Origin of the sequence: Sulfitobacter sp. S223, from assembly GCF_025143825.1 — a bacterium.
Classification (GTDB): domain Bacteria; phylum Pseudomonadota; class Alphaproteobacteria; order Rhodobacterales; family Rhodobacteraceae; genus Sulfitobacter.
In genome coordinates, this window is the sequence record NZ_CP083560.1 from 578,772 (window position 1) to 598,017 (window position 19,246).

A 19,246-nucleotide genomic window follows, 5' to 3' on the forward strand; every position below is an offset into this window, starting at 1 on the left:
TTGGATTTCAGCCGAGGTTAAGACGAAAATCCGGGAAGAACCTGTTTGCCGATTACACGGCCGCTTTCCTGACGCTTGTGTGCGTTGGTCAACGCTTCCACCGTCAGCACATCGGCGCGTTCGGTGACCGTGGATTGAAGTGTCCCGGCGTCGATCATCTGGGAAACGCGGTCGAGAAGATCGCGCTGCGCTGTGATGTCGCTGGTGCTGAACATCGAACGTGTGAACATGAACTCCCAAGAGATCGTCAGCGCCTTCGGCTTTGCGGCCGAGATATCGAGGCTTTCAGGGTCGTCGATAAGCGCGATGTGACCACGGGGGGCAATGAATTCGAGGATCGCGGGCCAATGTTGGTCCGTCGCGGTCAACGCGGCGACATAAGTTGGGACGAGACCCAAGTCTTTCACCTGCGCCGTCAGATCATCGCGGTGATTAACGACGTGATCGGCCCCCATCCTGCGCACCCAATCTGCGGTTTCGGGCCGGGAGGCTGTCGCGATCACCGTCAGATTTGTCAGGGCTTTCGCAAGCTGGATCATGATAGAGCCGACACCGCCCGCGCCCCCAATCACCAAAAGCGTCTGGCCATCGCCGCCGCCTTCACCCAAACGGAAGCTGTCAAAGAGCATTTCCCATGCGGTAATAGACGTCAGCGGCAGGCCCGCGCTTTCAACGAAATCAAGAGATGCGGGTTTTTTGCCGACGATGCGTTCGTCAACAGCATGAAATTCGACGTTTGTCCCGTCGCGGGTCACGTCCCCTGCGTAGAACACCTCGTCACCAACCGCATAGCCCGTGACCTCTGGCCCTGTTTCAACGACCGTGCCAGCCGCGTCGAAACCCAAAATGCCCAGATCTGACTCAGGCGCACGGGCCTCGCGCAATTTAACGTCGACCGGATTGACGGAGATGCCTTTAACGGCAACCAGAAGATCGCGAGGGCGCAGCGTTGGTCTGTCTACATCAACGAGGCTCAGTGCGCCTGCGCCTTGAATGGGTCCGTTTTGGGTGTAACCGATGGCTTTCATGTTCAATGCTCCTGATTGGCGTGATGAACTGGACATATCACTCCGATTTCTGATAAAAACTGCTGATATATTATTTCAGAATTCTGATTTTAGATATAATAGGGGGCATGGATACCGACGCCCTTCGCCTTTTCATCGCCGCCTCCGAGCGGCTGAACATTACGGCCGCTGGTCGTGATCTTGGCCTTGCCCCCGCCATGGCCAGCAATCGTCTGGCGAAATTGGAGCGCGAGCTGGGCACAGAACTGCTGCACCGCACCACTCGAAAAATATCGATCAGTCAGGAGGGCGAAGCCTTCCTCCCCTATGCCCGCGAGGTCCTCGCCCAAGTGGACGCAGGCCGCGCGGCGTTGGGCGAAGGCACATTGCACCCAAGCGGCACGCTTCGTTTCGCGGCCCCCAGCAGTTTTGCGCAACTGCATATCATCCCGCTGCTACCGGAGTTTCAGACGCTTTACCCGGACATCACACTTGATCTCAGGCTTTCTGACACACGCCAAGACATCATCGAAGGCAGCTTCGATCTGGCCCTGCGCAGTGCGCCCCTTGAAGATAGCAGTCTTTTGGGACGTAAACTTGCAGACGATAGGCGGATACTTTGCGCGTCGCCTGCCTACACCCAAAATTCCGGCCAACCTATAACGCCAGATGACCTTGAGGGGCACCGCTTCCTGTCATGGTCCAACCTTGCTCCGAGAAAGATCATCCACGTGCATGGCCACACTGCATTGCTTGATCCTGCAAAAATGATGTGCCGCACCCTCCTCGACGACGGAACATCGCAACGTCTGGCGACGATGGCGGGTATGGGTATCTCCATAAATTCGCTCTGGAGCGTTGCGCAGGATATCGCAGCAGGGCGTTTGGTTCGTGTGCTGCCTGACTGGCGCTTACACGACGGGTCCGTTCTTTGGTTGATTTATCCGAAGTCGAACGTCCTGACCCCGAAAGTCAGGTGCTTCATGGATTTCCTGATTGCCCGGTTGGACTTTGCGAAGCTGACAAGCAAGCAAAGACCGTAAACCCTGAGCATGTGTTTTAGCAGAAGAAGCGACAAATCGGATTTTCCAGAGTGTTGTGGGGGGCGGCTACGCGCGCCACCTTGGCCGCATTCCAATAGTGGTCATTGCTGGGCGCGCAGGGGACTTTGAGCTAACAAAATGCGTTCAGAACCGTTCGCACATGCAGCTAAGGGCCGGTAGGAGAACATTTTACCGCGTTTCTGCATCGCGGACACCCTCGGCTTTCACGATGGGGACAATACCGTTCAGCACTCAATTAGGCATTGAGTGGGATTTGTGGGAGAACCGAACTACGAGGCTTGCGGACGTTCTAAAAACGTCCGTTTTTTTGACACGCCACGGGTCCGCTATATGCGTAAATGGACAAAGCTGGCGGCACGATGCTCAAACTGGTGGTATATCTGAAAGGGATATTCACTCAGGAATGAAGCCTTGTAACGCGCTGATTAAGACTGGTCCTCCCCTGTGCGTAATGCGCTGGCGATGGCATTGGAAAATCACCAGTCATCGCCGTTGGGTAGCTTATGGGCAGCTCGCTGGGATCGGGCAGTTCAATGCCTTGCGCAAGGAGGGCACGCCCCTCTTGGGTGGAAATGAGTGGTAAGCAGGGTGCCTTGCAAATTGGTGCCCAAGCAGCGCGCTCAAGGGATGTTAGCGTCTGCTCAACCATTTCGCCGGGTAGCAGACTTTCGCTGATTAATCCGCCGCTTTCAATAAGTGCGTGAACCGGTAGGCCAAGATGTACCCAACGCATATGTCGTCGCCCCCTCATGAACCGAATACCACGCCAACCAACAAGCGCTTTGGCCGAAAAAAGAAGCAGGCGGCGCTGTTTGCCCACAGCCAATGGGATACGGTGATTGGATGACACAATCAGCGGCCGGTTGACCCCGGCGCAGTCGATTAGTTTTGATGGGATCAGAACAGGGCGCTGCCTGTCTGGGGTTTTCATGGAATAAGACACTTCCCGGAATCGAATTATTCTTAGTTCCTGCAATCCGGCGCTCCACGTGGGAAGCATGGTGCCGGGCTTTAGCATTTCGATGGGAACGCGCCCTTCGAGTGTCCGGATCAGGGTACCTTCGGCAAAACAAGCAACATTGCCCGGCGTCAGTGTGCTTGTTACCTCGTAGGTGTCGCCCCTATCGTTGGTGACTAGGCCTGTGCCGTTGCTTGTGGCAGAGCCCATATACTGGCTGGTCATGCCTGCTGCCGCACCATCTACCGCAGTAAAGGGACCCAAGCCATGTGATACGAATTGCAAAACGCTCCCGCCTGAGTCTACCAGCGCAATTCCTTCGCCGTCGCCCATTGCGGACGGAAAGTTGACGACCGTATCTTTGCTGAACAGATAGACATCATTTCCAGCGATCGTGGCGGCAAGGGGAGGGAACGACAGCAAACCATAACTATCTTGGCCGCCTTCCTGATAAAGTTCGAGGGAATACCCTGTTACGTCGGCACCGGCAGGCAGAACCACTTCGATGAAGTCGCTTTGCCCGTTCCCTGCGTAGCTGACTTCTGAGATATAAGAGGCGAGTGTTGCCATATAGAATATCCGTCATAACCCGCCTATGGCATAGACTGGAAAGACTGAATTAATTGTAAACCGGCGTAGAATGCTGCTCCAGCACCAGACGTTCAAGAAAGACCTGTTTGTTGAACGGCGGTCCTGAAACAAACATTTGTGCTTGTCCTGCAACCTGCCGTTTTGTCCGCATAGCGGTCGTCGAAGTTTGGGGTATGAATGGCGGCTTTTTTCGCATGTCTGACATTTTTCCGTGCAGCATGGCGCCACCTTTGGGCAGTTAAGGCTTTTCGTGGGGGCTGATTAGCGACCGAATGTGCTTGAAAGCTAGGTCCATAGACAAAACCTGCCAGCTTTTCGTCAGACGGATTTCAGAGAACAATGTCGTGCAAAAAAGAAAGGCCCGCCAAGATGTGGCGGGCCTTAAGGATGTTTCAGGTCAGACTATGCTGATCAAAGCTTACCGATCAGGTCCGGCACTGCTTCGAACAAGTCAGCGACCAGACCGTAGTCAGCAACCTGGAAGATAGGTGCTTCTTCGTCTTTGTTGATGGCGACGATGATCTTGCTGTCTTTCATACCGGCAAGGTGCTGGATCGCACCGGAGATGCCGACAGCGACATAGAGGTTCGGCGCAACAACTTTGCCCGTCTGGCCAACCTGCCAGTCGTTAGGCGCATAACCTGAGTCGACAGCGGCGCGCGATGCACCAACAGCGGCACCCAGCTTGTCTGCCAGTTGTTCGATCAGAGCAAAGTTATCTTCTGAGCCAACGCCACGGCCACCGGAGACAACAACACCAGCTGATGTCAGCTCGGGGCGGTCGCTTGCGGCAACTTTGTCTTCGACCCATTCGGACAGGCCAGGATTTGCAACAGCAGAGATCGTCTCGACTGATGCGGAGCCGCCTTCGCCGGCCGCGTCAAATGTTGACGTGCGGAAGGTGATAACCTTCTTGGCATCAGAGGATTTAACAGTCTGGATTGCGTTGCCAGCATAGATTGGCCGCTCGAACGTGTCAGCATCTACAACACCGGAAGCGTCGGAGATGATCATCACGTCAAGCAGAGCTGCAACGCGCGGCATCACGTTTTTCGCATCCGTTGTTGCCGGAGCTACGATGTGATCGTAGTCACCCGCCAGTGAAACGATCAGCGCTGCTGTCGCTTCGGCAAGACGGTGGCCAAGGGATGCATCTTCGGCGACCAGAACTTTGGATACACCATCGATTTTTGCGGCTGCTTCACCAGCAGCAGCAGCAGAGCCGCCACAAGCCAATACGGTGACATCACCCAGCTTTTGTGCGGCGGTAACGGCCTTGGCCGTTGCGTCCATCGCCAGCTCGCCGTCGTTTACTTCTGCAAGGAGTAGAACAGCCATTACACAGCCCCCGCTTCTTTAAGTTTCGCCACCAGCTCGTCAACAGAGCCCACTTTGATCCCTGCGGCACGTGCAGCAGGCTCTACGGTCTTCACGATTTCGAGGCGGTTAGCCACATCAACGCCGTAGTCGGCAGGTGTCTTTTCATCGAGCGGCTTTTTCTTCGCCTTCATGATGTTGGGCAAAGACGCATAGCGCGGTTCGTTGAGGCGCAGGTCAACAGTGATCACTGTTGGCATGCCGACTTTGATCGTCTGCAGACCTCCGTCGACTTCACGCGTTACGACAGCTTTGTCGCCTTCGATGGCAACTTCGGAAGCAAATGTCGCTTGCGACCAACCCATCAGCGCGGACAGCATCTGACCTGTTGCGTTCATGTCGTTATCGATCGCCTGCTTGCCACACATGACAAGGCCGGGCTGCTCTTCGTCAACGATACCTTTAAGAATCTTCGCAACTGTCAGCGGCTCAATGTCGTTGTGCACATCATCGGACGCAACCACGAGGATCGCACGGTCCGCACCCATGGCGAGTGCTGTGCGCAGGGTTTCCTGTGCTTGTTTGACGCCGATGGATACGACGACAATCTCGTCGGCCTGACCAGCTTCTTTCAGACGAATGGCCTGTTCGACCGAAATCTCGTCAAATGGGTTCATGGACATTTTGACGTTGGCAAGATCGACACCGGAACCGTCCGCTTTTACGCGCACTTTCACGTTATAGTCGATCACGCGTTTGACAGGTACGAGCACCTTCATGAGCGATTATCTCCTTGGTTGCGACTCAGGCCCGAAGGGGCCAGTCAATTTATCTTGGCCATGTCTAACGAAGCAATCCCGTGTAAAACAGAGCAAAATCGCCGCATGGCGGGTGGGGCACGTCACGTTACATTCTTTTTTACCCGCCCAATAGCAAGATTATTGCGCGGGGCGGTGTGATTTTCAGTGGTCCAGGAACGTATGATAGAAGTTACCGGTTGGCCCCCGGAACCCACAATACATCATCTTTTCCGCTGTTATTGGCGACACGCGCGGCAACGAAGAACCAGTCGCTGAGGCGGTTCAGGTAGCGCACAGCGGCATCATTCACAGATTCCAAGGTTGCCAGTTGGGTCGCAAGACGCTCTGCACGGCGCGCGACGGTCCGACAAACATGCAGATGCGCGGCAAGCTCGGTTCCGCCCGGCAGGATAAAGCTGCGCAGAGGTTCCAGCACTGCATTCATCACGTCGATTTCAGCCTCAAGGCGGTCCACCTGAGAGCCAAGCATGCGCAGCGGCGGATATTCGGAATCGGCGTCTTTATCCATATCGGGGCGGCACAGGTCTGCGCCAAGATCAAAAAGATCATTCTGGATGCGTGAGAGGGCAGCATCGGTTTCACCCTTTGCATGCAGGCGGGCCACGCCCACAAAACAGTTCAGCTCATCGGATGTGCCATAGGCTTCTACCCGGACATCATGCTTTGCGACACGGGCTCCGTTGCCAAGCGCGGTGTCACCTTTATCGCCGGTGCGCGTGTAGATTTTGTTTAGAACAACCATGTTGCTTACCCTTTGAAGAAATAGACGTAGGCGACGATCAGAACCACGGCGATGAACTGTGCGATAATGCGCCAGCGCATCAGCTTGTTCGAGTTGGCTTTGTTAAACGCTCCCCCGCCAGCAAAGCCGCCCAAGCCCATCAGCAAAATGATGACCACGGCAATTACGGCGATGACGATCAGGATGAAAAACGGATCGGACATAGTGGTTCCCTTCAGTGCTGCCGAGCGATGTAGCGGTGTGGCGGGTCACTGCAACCCTTTAGCGGCTCATCACGCGGTCCAAAAGCTTTGTAGGCAGTAGCCGCCGCAAGATACCAGCCATATAGGTGGGTGTTGTGACATAATAGCGCGCCCGAGGGCGTCGTGCTTCGAGAGCATGGATCAATTTTGTGACGACTGCCTTTGGCGGCAGTTCAAATTTGTCCGGCCCGCCTTCGCCATACAGGCGCTGGCCCAGATCGTTTTCATATTGATCGGCGCGGGCAGAGTTTTCCCAGTCAATCCACCTCTCGAAATGCGGGATGGAGTTTGCGCGGATCTTTGTCGTGATCGGGCCTGGTTCAATCAGAATAGGATGGACACCTGTCCCCTTCATTTCCAGACGCAGGGTATCTGTCAGCCCTTCAAGGGCAAACTTTGTGGCGTTGTACGCGCCGCGCCATGGTAGTGCGACAAGCCCCAAGACAGAGGAGCACTGCACAATCCGACCATGACCCTGTGCGCGCATAATTGGAATGATGGCTCGCGTCAGTGTGTGCCAGCCAAAGAAATTTGCTTCGAATATCTCGCGCAGGGCCTCTGTGGGCAGGTCTTCTACTGCGCCGGGGATCGCGTGTGCACCATTGTTGAAAACAGCATCCAACGTGCCGCCGGTATCCTCAAGCACATCTGCAAGCGCGGTAATGATGCTGTCAGGATCGGTGTAGTCAATGCGGGGGCTGTCAAAGCCTTCATCGCGCAGGCGCGCGCAATCCAATTCTTGCTTACATGCAGCATATACATGCCAGCCCCGTTCGCGCAGGCCGTATGCTGCTGCATAGCCGATGCCAGACGAACAGCCAGTGATGAGAATGGTAGGTTTTGACATGAAAAAGGCCTCGTGCGGGGACGAGGCCCGAAATGCGCCTTTTTCGAAGATTTGGCAATCGCCCTTGAAAACATCAGCCCGAAGTGAGCAAGAAATCGGCCATCCAGCCTTCTTCGCCACCATCGACAGGCTGCATCCGCACCCATCCTTGGCCGTTGTCCTCTAGGATACGAACTTCATCGCCGCGTGTCAGTTTGCTGACAACGCCATAATTTGTAGACGGGCCACCGCGCACATTTACACGGTTGCCGGAAACCACACGCACGTCACCATCGCCGCTTGGGCGGGTGTCGGTTGTTGCAATCAGGCTTGGCAGAATGATCTGCGGTGTGTCCGCGCTATCGATAACCTTCACGACCGCTGCCGTTGCAGTCTCTTGTTCCTCTTGCGCAGTCGCTTCGCTGACATCTGCAAGATTCAGGGATGCGCGCGTGACATTGGTGGAGCTGTCAATTTTTGTTATCGACGCAGAGTTGATCAGGGCGGTACCGGTCGTTGGTGCTGCTTCCGCGATTTGCACAGGTTCTTCGACCTTCGGCGCGGGATCTGCGACTGGCGCAGCGTCTGCAACACGAGCGCTTGCCGGTTCAAATTCTGCACCACCACTCATTTCGTAAAAGGCGAAACCCAGAAAACCGAAGGTCAAAAGGATAAAGGATTTCATTGTTGCATTCCCCACAGCTAGATTGAAAACCCAACGCTTGGTTTCCCCGTTAGTTCCCTAACAAGGATAGCGATTCGATATTAGGGGGAAACTTTGTAAATCGTGTACGTCGCCTGAATGTCACGATATGTGGCGTTAGTGGGTCGGTTGTTAACGCAGCCGCTTGTCGCCTGTCGGCGGCAAGGTTACACAGCGGTTATGGCCGATACAACCACACCAGTCCCCCCCCGTTTCGAGGAAACCTCAGAGCCGCTGCGCCGTGCGCTGGGGGATCGCTATCTGACCTATGCGCTCAGCACGATCATGCACCGTGCGCTGCCGGATGCGAGGGACGGGCTGAAGCCTGTACACCGTCGTATTCTTTATGCGATGAGCCGGCTGCGGCTTAACTCTACGGGTGGCTTTCTGAAGTCCGCAAAGATTAGCGGCGACACGATGGGTGATTTCCACCCGCACGGTGATGCCGCGATTTATGATGCGATGGCGCGTTTGGCGCAGGACTTTAACGTGCGCTACCCGTTGGTCGACGGGCAGGGTAACTTTGGCAATATTGACGGCGATAATCCCGCCGCTAGCCGTTATACAGAAGCGCGCATGACAGCAGTTGCCGAGGCGATGTTGGAAGGCCTTGGCGAGAACGTCGTCGACTTCCGCGATAACTATGATGGCCGCCTGACCGAACCATCTGTTTTGCCTGCCCAATTTCCCAACTTGCTCGCCAATGGCTCTAGCGGGATTGCTGTGGGTATGGCGACGAATATTCCGCCACACAACATTGCCGAGCTCTGTGACGCTTGCATCCACCTGATTAAAACGCCGGACGCGCGCGATGATACGCTGCTGAAATACGTGCCCGGTCCCGATTTCCCGACTGGCGGCGTGATTGTTGAGCCAGCAGAAAACATCGCGACCGCTTACCGCACAGGCAAAGGCGGCTTCCGTCTGCGCTGCCGTTGGGAGGTCGAGGACCTCGGCCGTGGTCAGTGGCAGATCGTCGTCACCGAGATTCCCTATCAGGTTCAGAAATCCAAGCTGATCGAAAAGATCGCGGAAGCTATCCAGACGAAAAAGATACCGATTCTTGCCGATGTGCGCGATGAAAGCGCCGAAGACGTGCGCATGGTGCTTGAGCCGCGTTCGAAAAATGTCGATCCCGAAGTTCTAATGGGCATGATGTTCCGCGCCTCCGACCTTGAAGTGCGCTTTTCACTGAACATGAACGTTCTGATCGATGGCGTAACGCCCAAGGTTTGCTCCATGAAGGAAGTGCTGCGCGCATTCCTTGATCACCGTCGCGAAGTGCTTGAGCGTCGCTCCCGTCACCGGATGGAAAAGATTGACCACCGTCTGGAGGTTTTGGAAGGCTTTATCGTCGCTTTCCTCAACCTTGACCGGGTTATCGACATTATCCGTTACGATGATGAGCCCAAGGACGCGCTGATGCGCGAAGACTGGGGCAAAACACACGTTCGCGCAATGGACGAGAAAGATTATGTGTCTCCTGCTGCGGGTAGCGGTGAGTTGTCCGAAGTGCAGGCCGAAGCGATCCTGAACATGCGTTTGCGCAGCTTGCGCCGCCTCGAAGAGCTTGAGCTGTTGCGTGAGCAATCGGAGTTGATGGAAGAACGCGCGGGTCTAGAGGACCTGTTGGAGAATGAGACGCTGCAATGGGACAGCATCACCGACCAGCTGCGCGAAACGAAAAAACAGTTCGGCAAGGAATACGCTGGCGGCGGTCGCCGTACGACCTTCGCCGAGGCTGGCGAAATCGAGGACGTGCCGCTAGAGGCCATGATCGACCGTGAGCCGATTACGGTCGTCTGCTCCGAAATGGGCTGGATTCGTGCGATGACAGGCCACATTGACCTCACGCGTGAGCTGAAATTCAAAGACGGAGACGGCCCGCGCTTTACCTTCCACGCCGAAACGACCGACCGTCTGTTGGCCTTTGGCAGCAATGGACGGTTCTACACCGTATCGGCCGCCAATTTACCTGGTGGGCGCGGTATGGGGGAACCACTGCGTTTGATCGTGGATTTGCCCAATGAGGTGCAGCTGGTCGATTTGTTTATACATAAACCCGACGGCAAGCTTTTGGTCGTATCCTCTGCAGGTGACGGGTTCATCGTGCCAGAAGCCGAGGTCGTCGCGCAGACCCGTTCTGGCAAGCAGGTGCTTAACGTGCGTGGTGATGTGCGTGCGCTGGTGTGCAAAACGGTGACAGGTGACAGTGTGGCGGCAGTGGGCGAGAACCGCAAAGTGCTGGTTTTCGACATCGAAGAACTGCCTGAAATGGGCCGCGGTAAAGGTGTGCGCTTGCAAAAGTACAAAGATGGCGGCCTGTCTGATGCCATCACCTTTATCCGCGCCGATGGCCTGAGCTGGCTTGACCCAGCTGGTCGTACGCGCACCGAAACGGAACTGGACGAATGGACAGGTAAACGTGCCAGCGCCGGCCGTATGGCACCCCGTGGGTTCCCACGTGACAACAAGTTCACCTGATATCTCGCCGCCACCCCTGCCGGAGGAGGGGCTGGATGTGTGGTTTGTCGGAAACCGGTCAGCACTGTTCTGGTTGGCGCTCAAATCCGGTTTCTGGACGGTGCTGAGCCTTGGGTTCTACCGATTCTGGATGAAGACACGGTTGCGCCGCTGGTACTGGTCGGCGATCCGTCCGGGCGGACACCCGTTGGAGTATGTGGGCGACCCGTGGGAAAAGCTGTTGGGCTTTTTCATCGCCGTCGTGATCCTCACCTTCTATATCGGGATCGTGAACCTGCTGCTCATGTTTGTGAGCTTCTCCCTATTCCAGAACTCGGTCGTCGGGTATTTCGGTAGTTTTATCGGGGTCATTCCCATCTGGTTTTATGCGCAGTACAGGGCGCGGCGATACGTATTGGCGCGCACGCGATGGCGCGGCGTGCGTTTCGGATTGGAGGCTGGGGCGTGGGGATATGCCTGGCGCGCTTTGGTGCACTGGCTGATTACGATCTGTTCACTGGGTGTGCTGTGGCCAAGGATGACGTTCTGGCTGGAGAAGTATAAGACCGACCGCACTTTCTTCGGGTCGGCTAAGTTGGTGCAGGGCGGGCGGTGGATAATGCTCTACCGCGCCACTGTGCCTTTTCTTGTGGCTCTTCTGTTAACAGTGGGGCTTGTCTGCTGGCTGGTGTGGTTGGACCCGCTTATCCCCGACAGCGCAACGCCGTTTGAGGATATTGTAAATGGTTTCGATGATCCGGAGGCTTTCGGATATGCGATCTTTGGGTGGCAAGGGATTTGGCGGCTCCTTTTGCTGGCTCCGGCTGGATTAGGCCTGATTTATGGCGCTGTGCACTACCGTTTCGTGAGCAAGCGTATTCTTGCGGATCACAAGTTTAGCGCGGGCGTGCAGATGCGTTCGAACCTCAATGGTCTGCGCATTTCGGTGATATACGTATTGGGCTCCATTATCGCCTATTCGATCCTTGTGATCGGTATATTCGCGATTGTCGCGGTCGCTTTCGGCCTATTGGGGTCGGGCGTGTTCCTAGAGGCGCAGCTTGGCACTGCGGAGCCTTTGGCAGGGCTTCCGCGCTGGCTTTCTATCGGGACCGTTGCGATTTTTTATCTGGGGATGTTTCTGTTTTGGGGGGTGTTGCATCATGTCTTCGTGACCTATCCCCTTATGCGGCATATGGCTGTTACTCTTAGCCTTCTAAATGTGGTTGGTCTGACCCAGATCAGCCAACGCGCCCGCGATGAATTCGCAGAGGCCGAAGGCTTTTCCGAGGCGTTGGATCTGGGAGCAGCGATATGAGTTTGCCGCCAGACCTTCCTCCGCAGGTCAGGGCCGAAACACCGGTATTCAACGGGCTGGACAGCTCGTATTTCGACGGAAATACGCCTGTTCCGCGCAGTGTCACGCTGATGGTTGATGCGCAGGCACGGGTTCTGGAAATCGGTCTGCCGGGAAGTGATCAGCCGGGGGTGCGCTGGCCGCTCGATGAAATTCGTCAGTTGGAAGACACAGCAGGGAGCGATGGGGTCATTTTGCGCTGGACGGGTAGTCCTATGGCGCGGCTGCATTTGGCTGATCCGTCAATTCTGGCACACATGCCTAGACTAACACGCCGTGCGCCACCCAAAGGACGAGGACGCCTTGCAGCATGGGCGCTGGCCGCAATCGCTGGTGTAGCGATCCAAATTGGCGTGCTGGTACCGCTGCTTGCGGACAGGCTTGCCACCTTTGTTCCGCCAGCGGGCGAACGGGCGCTGGGCGAGGCCACCTTCGACCAGATACGTCAGGCATTGGCTGGTGCAGGGCTGCCGCCATTGTCCACCTGCGAAAGCCCCGACGGTATTGCTGCGTTGGAAACGATGCTTGTGGGACTGGGCGTGCCGCGCGGCTCTGATGATGCGATCAAAGTCTTTGTTTTGGATCACGAGCTGGTTAACGCCTTCGCGCTGCCTGGCGGGTATGTGGTATTTTTTCGCGGTATGATCGATGCCGCCGTTAGCCCCAATGAAATCGCTGCCGTTCTGGCGCATGAAGTAGGTCACGTGGAGAACCGCGATCCGACACGGCATGCGCTACGCTCTGCCGGCTCTATCGGAATTCTGGGGCTACTTTTCGGGGATTTCGCCGGGGGCGCGGCTGTCTTGTTCCTGACAGAGAAGTTGATCAGTGCCAATTATGCGCAGGGCGCGGAAAGCGGCGCGGACGAGTTTGCCTATGCTGCCTTGGAAAAGGCCGATGTTTCGCCTGCTGCCCTTGGTGATATGTTCGAGCGCCTGCGTGCCAAATACGGAGATACCCAGGGCGTGGTGGCGCATTTTGTCAGTCACCCAACCCTATCCAGCCGCATTGAACGCGCACGCGATGCCGCCCGCGCAGAAGGGGAATATGGGGATATTCTTTCCGTCGACGAATGGTCCGAGCTGAAGGCAATTTGCAACTAGGTACGCGAACCGCATTTATGGATTGCCGCAGCGAACAGATGCGCCTGCATAACAACAGACGTCGATTGTCCAAGATGGTAGGCCCGCCAGTGCATTGCACCAAACAGACGGGTACGGTATCGCAGTGCCAGCAATTTCGAGGGGGATGCACCATGGGGCGGATGACACTGATGCGGAAAACTGGCGCAATGCTGTTGGCGGGCGCTTTGGCCGCCTGTAATGGCGCCTCCGATCTTAATAAAGCTGCCGTGCCGCTGGGTGACTTCAACCTTGGTCATAACATTGTCGTTGCCCCGAAAGTCCAGAAGGTGCCGCTGTGCCGCGAGATGGACACAGAGACAATGACCAAGATGTTGCAAGAAGCCGTTGCCGAGCGGTTTGATCGCTATGATGGCGACCGACTCTATCATTTTGGGGTGTCCATCGAAGGTTACTGCCTTGCTCCTCCGGGTGTGCCCGTTGTTGCTGCTCCGAAGTCGGTCATGATCATTCGTGTCACCGTCTGGGATGATGCTAAGAACAAAAAGCTGAACGCCACGGCGCATCAGATTACCGTGTTCGAGTCGCTGGATCAGGGGCCCTTGGTTGGCTCCGGCTATACGAAAACAGCCGAGGAGCAGTTCAAGAATCTTAGTCAGAACGCGGTTAAGCAAATCGAGAATTACCTTGTCCGGCAGAATCGCGAAAAGGGTTGGTTCAACGGCAGCAGTGCAAAATCTACTGTTTCAAAGGGCGAAGAGGCCGCCGCTGCTGTGCTGACCGAGGACTAGTAGCAGCCTTTCTAGTGGCCCTTCGGCATGAAACTGCAGCCAGAGGGCAAGACCTGCTTGATTTTGTCGCCCAGACCAAATATGCCGCGCGCCATACGCAATCCGGGCCCGCGTTGGGCCCTTGGACTTTTGGAAGGGCGCCCCCATGGCAAAGGCAAAGTTTGAACGTAACAAACCACACGTCAACATCGGCACAATCGGCCACGTTGACCACGGCAAGACCACACTGACAGCTGCGATCACGAAGTACTTCGGTGATTTCAAAGCGTACGACCAGATTGACGGCGCGCCAGAAGAAAAAGCGCGTGGTATCACAATCTCCACAGCGCACGTTGAGTACGAGACAGAGGCACGCCACTACGCGCACGTCGACTGCCCCGGCCACGCTGACTATGTGAAGAACATGATCACCGGTGCTGCCCAGATGGATGGCGCGATCCTGGTAGTGAACGCGGCCGACGGCCCAATGCCGCAGACGCGTGAGCACATCCTGCTCGGCCGTCAGGTTGGCATCCCGTACATGGTTGTTTACATGAACAAAGTTGACCAGGTAGACGACGAAGAGCTGCTGGAACTGGTTGAAATGGAAATCCGTGAGCTGCTGTCCTCTTATGAGTACCCTGGCGACGATATCCCGATCATTCCTGGCTCCGCACTGGCAGCGATGGAAGGCCGTGACCCAGAGATCGGCGAAGAGTCCATCAAGAAGCTGATGGCCGCTGTTGACGAATACATCCCGACACCAGCACGTGCTGTAGACCAGCCGTTCCTGATGCCAGTGGAAGACGTATTCTCGATCTCCGGTCGTGGTACAGTTGTGACAGGCCGTGTTGAGCGTGGCGTGATCAACGTTGGCGACGAAATCGAAATCGTTGGTATCCGCGACACCAAGAAGACGACCTGCACAGGCGTTGAAATGTTCCGCAAGCTGCTGGACCGTGGTGAAGCTGGCGACAACATCGGCGCCCTGCTGCGCGGTGTTGACCGTGAAGGCGTTGAGCGTGGTCAGGTTCTTTGTAAGCCAGGTTCCGTGAACCCACACACGAAGTTCACAGCCGAAGCGTACATTCTGACCAAAGAAGAGGGTGGCCGTCACACGCCATTCTTCGCGAACTACCGTCCACAGTTCTACTTCCGTACAACGGACGTGACCGGTACCGTTCAGCTGCCAGAAGGCACAGAAATGGTGATGCCGGGTGACAACCTTCAGTTCGACGTTGAGCTGATCGCCCCGATCGCGATGGAAGACGGTCTGCGCTTTGCGATCCGCGAAGGCGGCCGCACAGTCGGCGCCGGCGTGGTTTCCAAAATCACTGAATAATCACGTCAGACCGCAAGGTCGGACATGTGACTGAGACAAGGCAGGGGCCTCCCGAAAGGGGGGCCCTTGTTGCATTCGGGTGTGCAAATCGGCGTGCTTGGTCTTTGCGATGTGTTGCTGCATATTCCCGACAGTACGCAGGAGACCCCATATTGGCCGAAGAAGACGCACAATTCCCCGCTCCAAATACCTCACACCCGGTTACGCTGCCGGATGGGACCCGCCATTCAGGGACCGTGTTCCTTTCTGCAGTCATTGACCATCCGCGTTTCGAAGTCGGTGATTATTCGTACGCCAGTGCGCATCACCCCCCCGATGATTGGGCGGCCTATCTCGCACCCTACCTCTATGACTTTAGCCCAGAGCGGTTGGTCATCGGAAAGTTCTGTCAAATTGCGGATAGTGTGCGGTTCATCACGGCTTCCGCCAATCACCGTTATGACGGTATTTCAACTTTTCCATTTGCTGTATTTGGTGGCGGAGGACGAGAAGGCAGGCCGTCGTTCCCTCAACAGGTCGGACATGACACGCGCATTGGCAATGATGTCTGGATCGGGCAGGGCGCCACCATCTTACCCGGAGCGCAGATAGGCAACGGGGTGATCGTAGGTGCTGGTTCGGTGGTCGGCGGTCAAGTTGCGCCGTTCAGTGTGGTAGCGGGTAATCCCGCTCGAATCGTTCGCAAGCGTTTCTCGTCAGCGCAAATTGAGATGCTCGAAACTCTTTGTTGGTGGGATTGGCCGATCGACCACATTCTAATGCACGAAACGCAGATATGTGGGGGCGATGTCGAAGCTTTGATCATGAAAGCGCCGTGAAGCTTCAGAAGCTGAGAGGCTGCTTTCGTAGAAGGATTAGTTTAAGAGGTTCCCCCCTGCCGCAGCTTGCGAAAGGGGGAAAACCTGATTTATCAACTTATGCTGCAGCTTCGTTCAAGCCGCTGCCGCCTGTCGCTATCGCAGTCATGCGACGGTCACCGTCATATGTCTCATCAAGCATCGATTGCAGAATGGCGCCATCTTCGTCAAAGCCGAGACGATTGGCGAAGGCCACGACGCAACCGTAACCAGCCAGAGCGTAGTGCACCAATCGTTGGTATTGGGTAATGATCATGGCGTCACGTGTGGCGTCATCACCGAACTCTTGCTTGATGCCGTGCGCGTGCGCTTCTTTAACAAGACCTTCCATGCCTTTGCAGTGTTCTGCTTCTGGGTCCAGATCATGCTCGGCACAGAGTGACTTGATTTTGTCCATGCCTTGGCTGATGCCATTTGCACCGGCAATCAACGCTTCGCTCAGTTCTTTGTCCGTGGCAGCGCGCCCCAACTCGGTGGTCGCTTCTAGCGACTGCTTGCACGCACTGTAGAGATCTTGAAGTTGGTCGAAGTATACATCTTGCAGGTTGTTCATGGTCATATCGGTCTCCTTTAGAGCGATTGTAATTGCTTACTTGGGGTATCAACCGCAACGGGCGCCAAGATGTTCCAAGTTTTCTGAACGAATTCTGTGGTCAGGGCTCTGATGCCTCTTGATCCTCTGGTCAATCCAGACTACCCAGACACCCGGCATAGGGGTTTAGCTCAGTTGGTAGAGCATCGGTCTCCAAAACCGAGGGTCGTGGGTTCGAGTCCCTCAGCCCCTGCCAATCAGACGAAGCTATTCCAGTTGTTTGGATGTCAGCTTCGAGGCTGATAATTCTAATTTCACATTATTTGTATTTTGAACGGTTTGCGTGCGGCAGCGTCTGCGTGGTGCCGGTTTGTATCGTGGCGAACTCGCGCACTGATTTGGGAATGGTGACGTTTTGTCGACTGGCCGGAAACAGTGCCACATTGCTGCCATTTGGACTTCATCGAAACGCCGTATCGTAAGGCATAACTGTCGATCAAGAAACCAGCGTAATGGTATGGATAGATGACAGCAGCTTCGAAAAACCCAACCCCCGAAAATGGGGAAAACGTACTTGATGATCGAGCGCTTGACGCTATCCGCTCGATTCTGACGGAAGAAACGAAGCCCGAACCGCGCCGCCGGTTATCCCGTGAAAAAGCCGATCTTGCTGAAGAAGCGCCAAAAATAGCACCACCCCCCAGAAAAGCGTCTTTTTTGCCAGAGCTTGAAAGCCCTGAGGTGGTTAGCAACTCTGGCGTAGTGCAACCCAAGCGGAAAAGCCCCAAGCTTTCGCTTGCGTGGATCCCCAGCCGCCGTGGAGCCAAGACGAAAGAGGCAAAACCGGCCCGGATACCGCAGTCCAAGGAGGTTGCGCAGGAAGCTGGGGTAATATCGAACCTTAAAGCGTACCGACCCAAGCCTGCCCATATCGTGCTGGGCGCGCTTGCCTTGCTGGTTCTTCTGCGTCCCTGGCTTGTGATCGGCTTGACGGTGCTTGCTTTGCTCATTCTGGTCGGGGTGTTCCTGATCGCCGGATATGACGGGTTCTGGAAGGGAGCTATGAAGCTTGGCCGATGGTATGCGAGCCGCCGACCGGCGCGGGCCGCTGTATTACATGCACGGCTGGACCGTTTTGCTGTCCGTTGGGACGCGATTCTGGATCGCTTTCCCGAAGGCTCTGTTGATGCATTGTATCTGCCTGACTTCGGCGATCTGGCAACTGCGGAGGATCGCCATGCGGAGGCTATGGAGCGCCGCCTGTCAGGTTTGCACGAAAAAGGTGCTTGAGGCCCCGGAAATTGCAGCCTTGAAACACTTACAATCAGCCGTTAGATGCATCTAACACGAAAAATCAGGATGTGATCCATGGCCGTCACCAAACCACTTCATTTTATTCAGCAAGTCCGCGCCGAGGTGGCAAAGGTCGTCTGGCCAACACGCCGTGAGGTGATGCTAACAACGGTGATGGTATTTATCCTTGCTGCATTGACGGCGGTATTCTTCGCTCTGGTGGATATCGTGATCCGCGGTGGTCTTCAGTATGTGTTGAACATGTTTGGCTAAAGCCGGACGGATGCACGATGCGGGCCGTAAGAAGGCTGCAAAATCTTCTGCCAACACTTGAATCCCAATGGCGTGTGGGCTAGTTCGCAAGCCTGTTCTGCGACACGCGTGCGATGATTCGAGTTGCGCGCCGATGCTGGTTGTAGGTCGGGTGGGCAAAGGCCCAGAAGAGATTTAGGAATTCGCAAGCGCGCAACGCGCTCTAGACAAGGACGGAAAGATCAAATGGCAAAAAGGTGGTATTCGGTCAGCGTCCTGTCGAACTTTGAGAAAAAGATCGCCGAGCAGATTCGCAACACGGTTGCTGAGCAAGAGCTTGAGGACCAGATCGACGAAGTACTTGTGCCCACGGAAGAAGTGATTGAGATTCGTCGCGGCAAGAAAGTCACGACCGAGCGTCGCTTTATGCCGGGCTATGTGCTGGTTCACATGGAAATGTCCGATCGTGGCTATCACCTGATCAACTCGATCAACCGCGTCACAGGCTTCTTGGGCCCACAGGGCCGCCCGATGCCAATGCGCGATGCAGAAGTCACCGCGATCCTTGGTCGTGTTCAAGAGGGTGAAGAAGCGCCTCGAACGCTTATCCACTTCGAGATTGGTGAAAAGGTCAAAGTTGCAGACGGTCCGTTCGAAGACTTCGATGGCATGGTCGAGCAGGTGGACGAAGACAACCAGAAGCTCAAAGTTATGGTGTCCATCTTTGGCCGCGAAACACCCGTCGAACTGGACTTCACTCAGGTGAACAAGCAGGTTTAATTACCTCGGCACGTTCCGAACGCAAAATAACATTTGATGGCGTTACCTTTTGCGAGGTGACGCCATTCTCTATTTTGTCGATTGATCAACGGCCTTGGTTCACGGTTTGTGAAAGTCAAAGTCCGCTGAGCGGAGCTTACTGCCTTTCGCTGCATGTACGTCTATGGCCGGTTTGGTGAGCCGTTCAGCAAACGGTCGTTTTTGAAACGGTGTGAATTGTGAATAGTCTGCGAGACAAAATGTAGAT

At 55.6% G+C, this 19,246-nt stretch carries 19 protein-coding genes and 1 tRNA gene; 11 read left to right on the forward strand and 9 right to left on the reverse strand.

The genetic code is table 11. The features are described from left to right. Nucleotides 1–17 precede the first annotated feature (17 nt). A complete protein-coding gene (locus K3757_RS02870; RefSeq protein ID WP_259999184.1) occupies nt 18–1,028 on the reverse strand; it encodes a zinc-binding alcohol dehydrogenase family protein in 1,011 nt (336 codons plus the stop codon). Between the two features lie 107 nt (nt 1,029–1,135). On the opposite strand from K3757_RS02870, the gene K3757_RS02875 reads away from it, so the two are divergent. Next, nucleotides 1,136–2,050 carry a LysR family transcriptional regulator gene (locus tag K3757_RS02875; protein ID WP_259999186.1) on the forward strand — a complete coding sequence of 305 codons (915 nt, stop codon included), beginning with the start codon at nt 1,136–1,138 and terminating at the stop codon, nt 2,048–2,050. Nucleotides 2,051–2,468: 418 nt separating this feature from the next. On the opposite strand, the gene K3757_RS02880 is transcribed toward K3757_RS02875, so the two are convergent. The 7 genes from K3757_RS02880 to K3757_RS02910 form a co-directional block, all read right to left on the reverse strand. Then, nucleotides 2,469–3,599 (reverse strand): Hint domain-containing protein, encoded by a 1,131-nt coding sequence (locus tag K3757_RS02880; protein WP_259999187.1) that lies wholly within the window; start codon nt 3,597–3,599, stop codon nt 2,469–2,471. A 432-nt stretch (nt 3,600–4,031) separates the two neighbouring features. Then, complete coding sequence (locus K3757_RS02885; protein ID WP_259999189.1) at nt 4,032–4,958, reverse strand: electron transfer flavoprotein subunit alpha/FixB family protein; 927 nt, start codon at nt 4,956–4,958, stop codon at nt 4,032–4,034. Continuing rightward, nucleotides 4,958–5,716, reverse strand: a complete 759-nt coding sequence (locus tag K3757_RS02890; RefSeq protein WP_259999192.1) for an electron transfer flavoprotein subunit beta/FixA family protein — start codon at nt 5,714–5,716, stop codon at nt 4,958–4,960. Before K3757_RS02890 ends, K3757_RS02885 begins: the two co-directional genes overlap by 1 nt. Nucleotides 5,717–5,927: 211 nt before the next feature. Next, entirely contained in the window at nt 5,928–6,500 is a 573-nt protein-coding gene (locus tag K3757_RS02895; protein ID WP_259999194.1) for a cob(I)yrinic acid a,c-diamide adenosyltransferase, read from the reverse strand. Between the two features lie 5 nt (nt 6,501–6,505). Beyond that, on the reverse strand, nt 6,506–6,703 hold the full coding sequence (locus K3757_RS02900) for a twin transmembrane helix small protein (protein WP_259999196.1): 198 nt from the start codon (nt 6,701–6,703) through the stop codon (nt 6,506–6,508). Nucleotides 6,704–6,761: 58 nt separating this feature from the next. After that, nucleotides 6,762–7,589 (reverse strand): SDR family NAD(P)-dependent oxidoreductase, encoded by an 828-nt coding sequence (locus K3757_RS02905; RefSeq protein ID WP_259999198.1) that lies wholly within the window; start codon nt 7,587–7,589, stop codon nt 6,762–6,764. Nucleotides 7,590–7,662: 73 nt separating this feature from the next. Beyond that, nucleotides 7,663–8,253, reverse strand: coding sequence for an SH3 domain-containing protein (locus K3757_RS02910; RefSeq protein WP_259999200.1), 591 nt, complete (start codon nt 8,251–8,253; stop codon nt 7,663–7,665). A gap of 198 nt (nt 8,254–8,451) precedes the next feature. On the opposite strand from K3757_RS02910, the gene parC reads away from it, so the two are divergent. The 6 genes from parC (at nt 8,452) to K3757_RS02940 (ending at nt 16,103) form a co-directional block, all read left to right on the forward strand. Then, the gene (parC, locus tag K3757_RS02915) at nt 8,452–10,755 is read left to right on the forward strand and encodes a DNA topoisomerase IV subunit A (protein WP_259999203.1); all 2,304 of its coding nucleotides are present in this window, start codon (nt 8,452–8,454) and stop codon (nt 10,753–10,755) included. Beyond that, nucleotides 10,736–12,052, forward strand: a complete 1,317-nt coding sequence (locus K3757_RS02920; protein ID WP_259999205.1) for a YjgN family protein — start codon at nt 10,736–10,738, stop codon at nt 12,050–12,052. Before parC ends, K3757_RS02920 begins: the two co-directional genes overlap by 20 nt. Beyond that, the gene (locus K3757_RS02925; RefSeq protein ID WP_259999207.1) at nt 12,049–13,194 is read left to right on the forward strand and encodes a M48 family metallopeptidase; all 1,146 of its coding nucleotides are present in this window, start codon (nt 12,049–12,051) and stop codon (nt 13,192–13,194) included. The genes K3757_RS02920 and K3757_RS02925 overlap by 4 nt, the downstream gene beginning before the upstream one ends. A gap of 152 nt (nt 13,195–13,346) precedes the next feature. Continuing rightward, entirely contained in the window at nt 13,347–13,964 is a 618-nt protein-coding gene (locus K3757_RS02930) for a hypothetical protein (protein WP_259999209.1), read from the forward strand. A gap of 145 nt (nt 13,965–14,109) precedes the next feature. Then, nucleotides 14,110–15,285, forward strand: a complete 1,176-nt coding sequence (tuf, locus tag K3757_RS02935; RefSeq protein WP_259999211.1) for an elongation factor Tu — start codon at nt 14,110–14,112, stop codon at nt 15,283–15,285. 152 nt (nt 15,286–15,437) lie between these two features. Then, nucleotides 15,438–16,103, forward strand: coding sequence for a CatB-related O-acetyltransferase (locus K3757_RS02940; protein ID WP_259999213.1), 666 nt, complete (start codon nt 15,438–15,440; stop codon nt 16,101–16,103). 97 nt (nt 16,104–16,200) lie between these two features. Here the strand turns inward: K3757_RS02940 and K3757_RS02945 are convergent, their stop codons facing one another. After that, nucleotides 16,201–16,701, reverse strand: a complete 501-nt coding sequence (locus K3757_RS02945; RefSeq protein WP_259999215.1) for a ferritin-like domain-containing protein — start codon at nt 16,699–16,701, stop codon at nt 16,201–16,203. A gap of 153 nt (nt 16,702–16,854) precedes the next feature. On the opposite strand from K3757_RS02945, the gene K3757_RS02950 reads away from it, so the two are divergent. The 4 genes from K3757_RS02950 to nusG all read left to right on the forward strand — a co-directional run bounded on the left by K3757_RS02950 (nt 16,855) and on the right by nusG (nt 18,999). Further along, nucleotides 16,855–16,930: transfer RNA gene (locus K3757_RS02950), tRNA-Trp, on the forward strand. A 269-nt stretch (nt 16,931–17,199) separates the two neighbouring features. After that, nucleotides 17,200–17,964, forward strand: coding sequence for a hypothetical protein (locus K3757_RS02955; RefSeq protein ID WP_259999217.1), 765 nt, complete (start codon nt 17,200–17,202; stop codon nt 17,962–17,964). 78 nt (nt 17,965–18,042) lie between these two features. After that, entirely contained in the window at nt 18,043–18,240 is a 198-nt protein-coding gene (secE, locus tag K3757_RS02960) for a preprotein translocase subunit SecE (RefSeq protein WP_259999219.1), read from the forward strand. Between the two features lie 225 nt (nt 18,241–18,465). Beyond that, entirely contained in the window at nt 18,466–18,999 is a 534-nt protein-coding gene (gene nusG / locus K3757_RS02965; protein WP_259999221.1) for a transcription termination/antitermination protein NusG, read from the forward strand. The last annotated feature ends 247 nt before the right edge of the window (nt 19,000–19,246 follow it).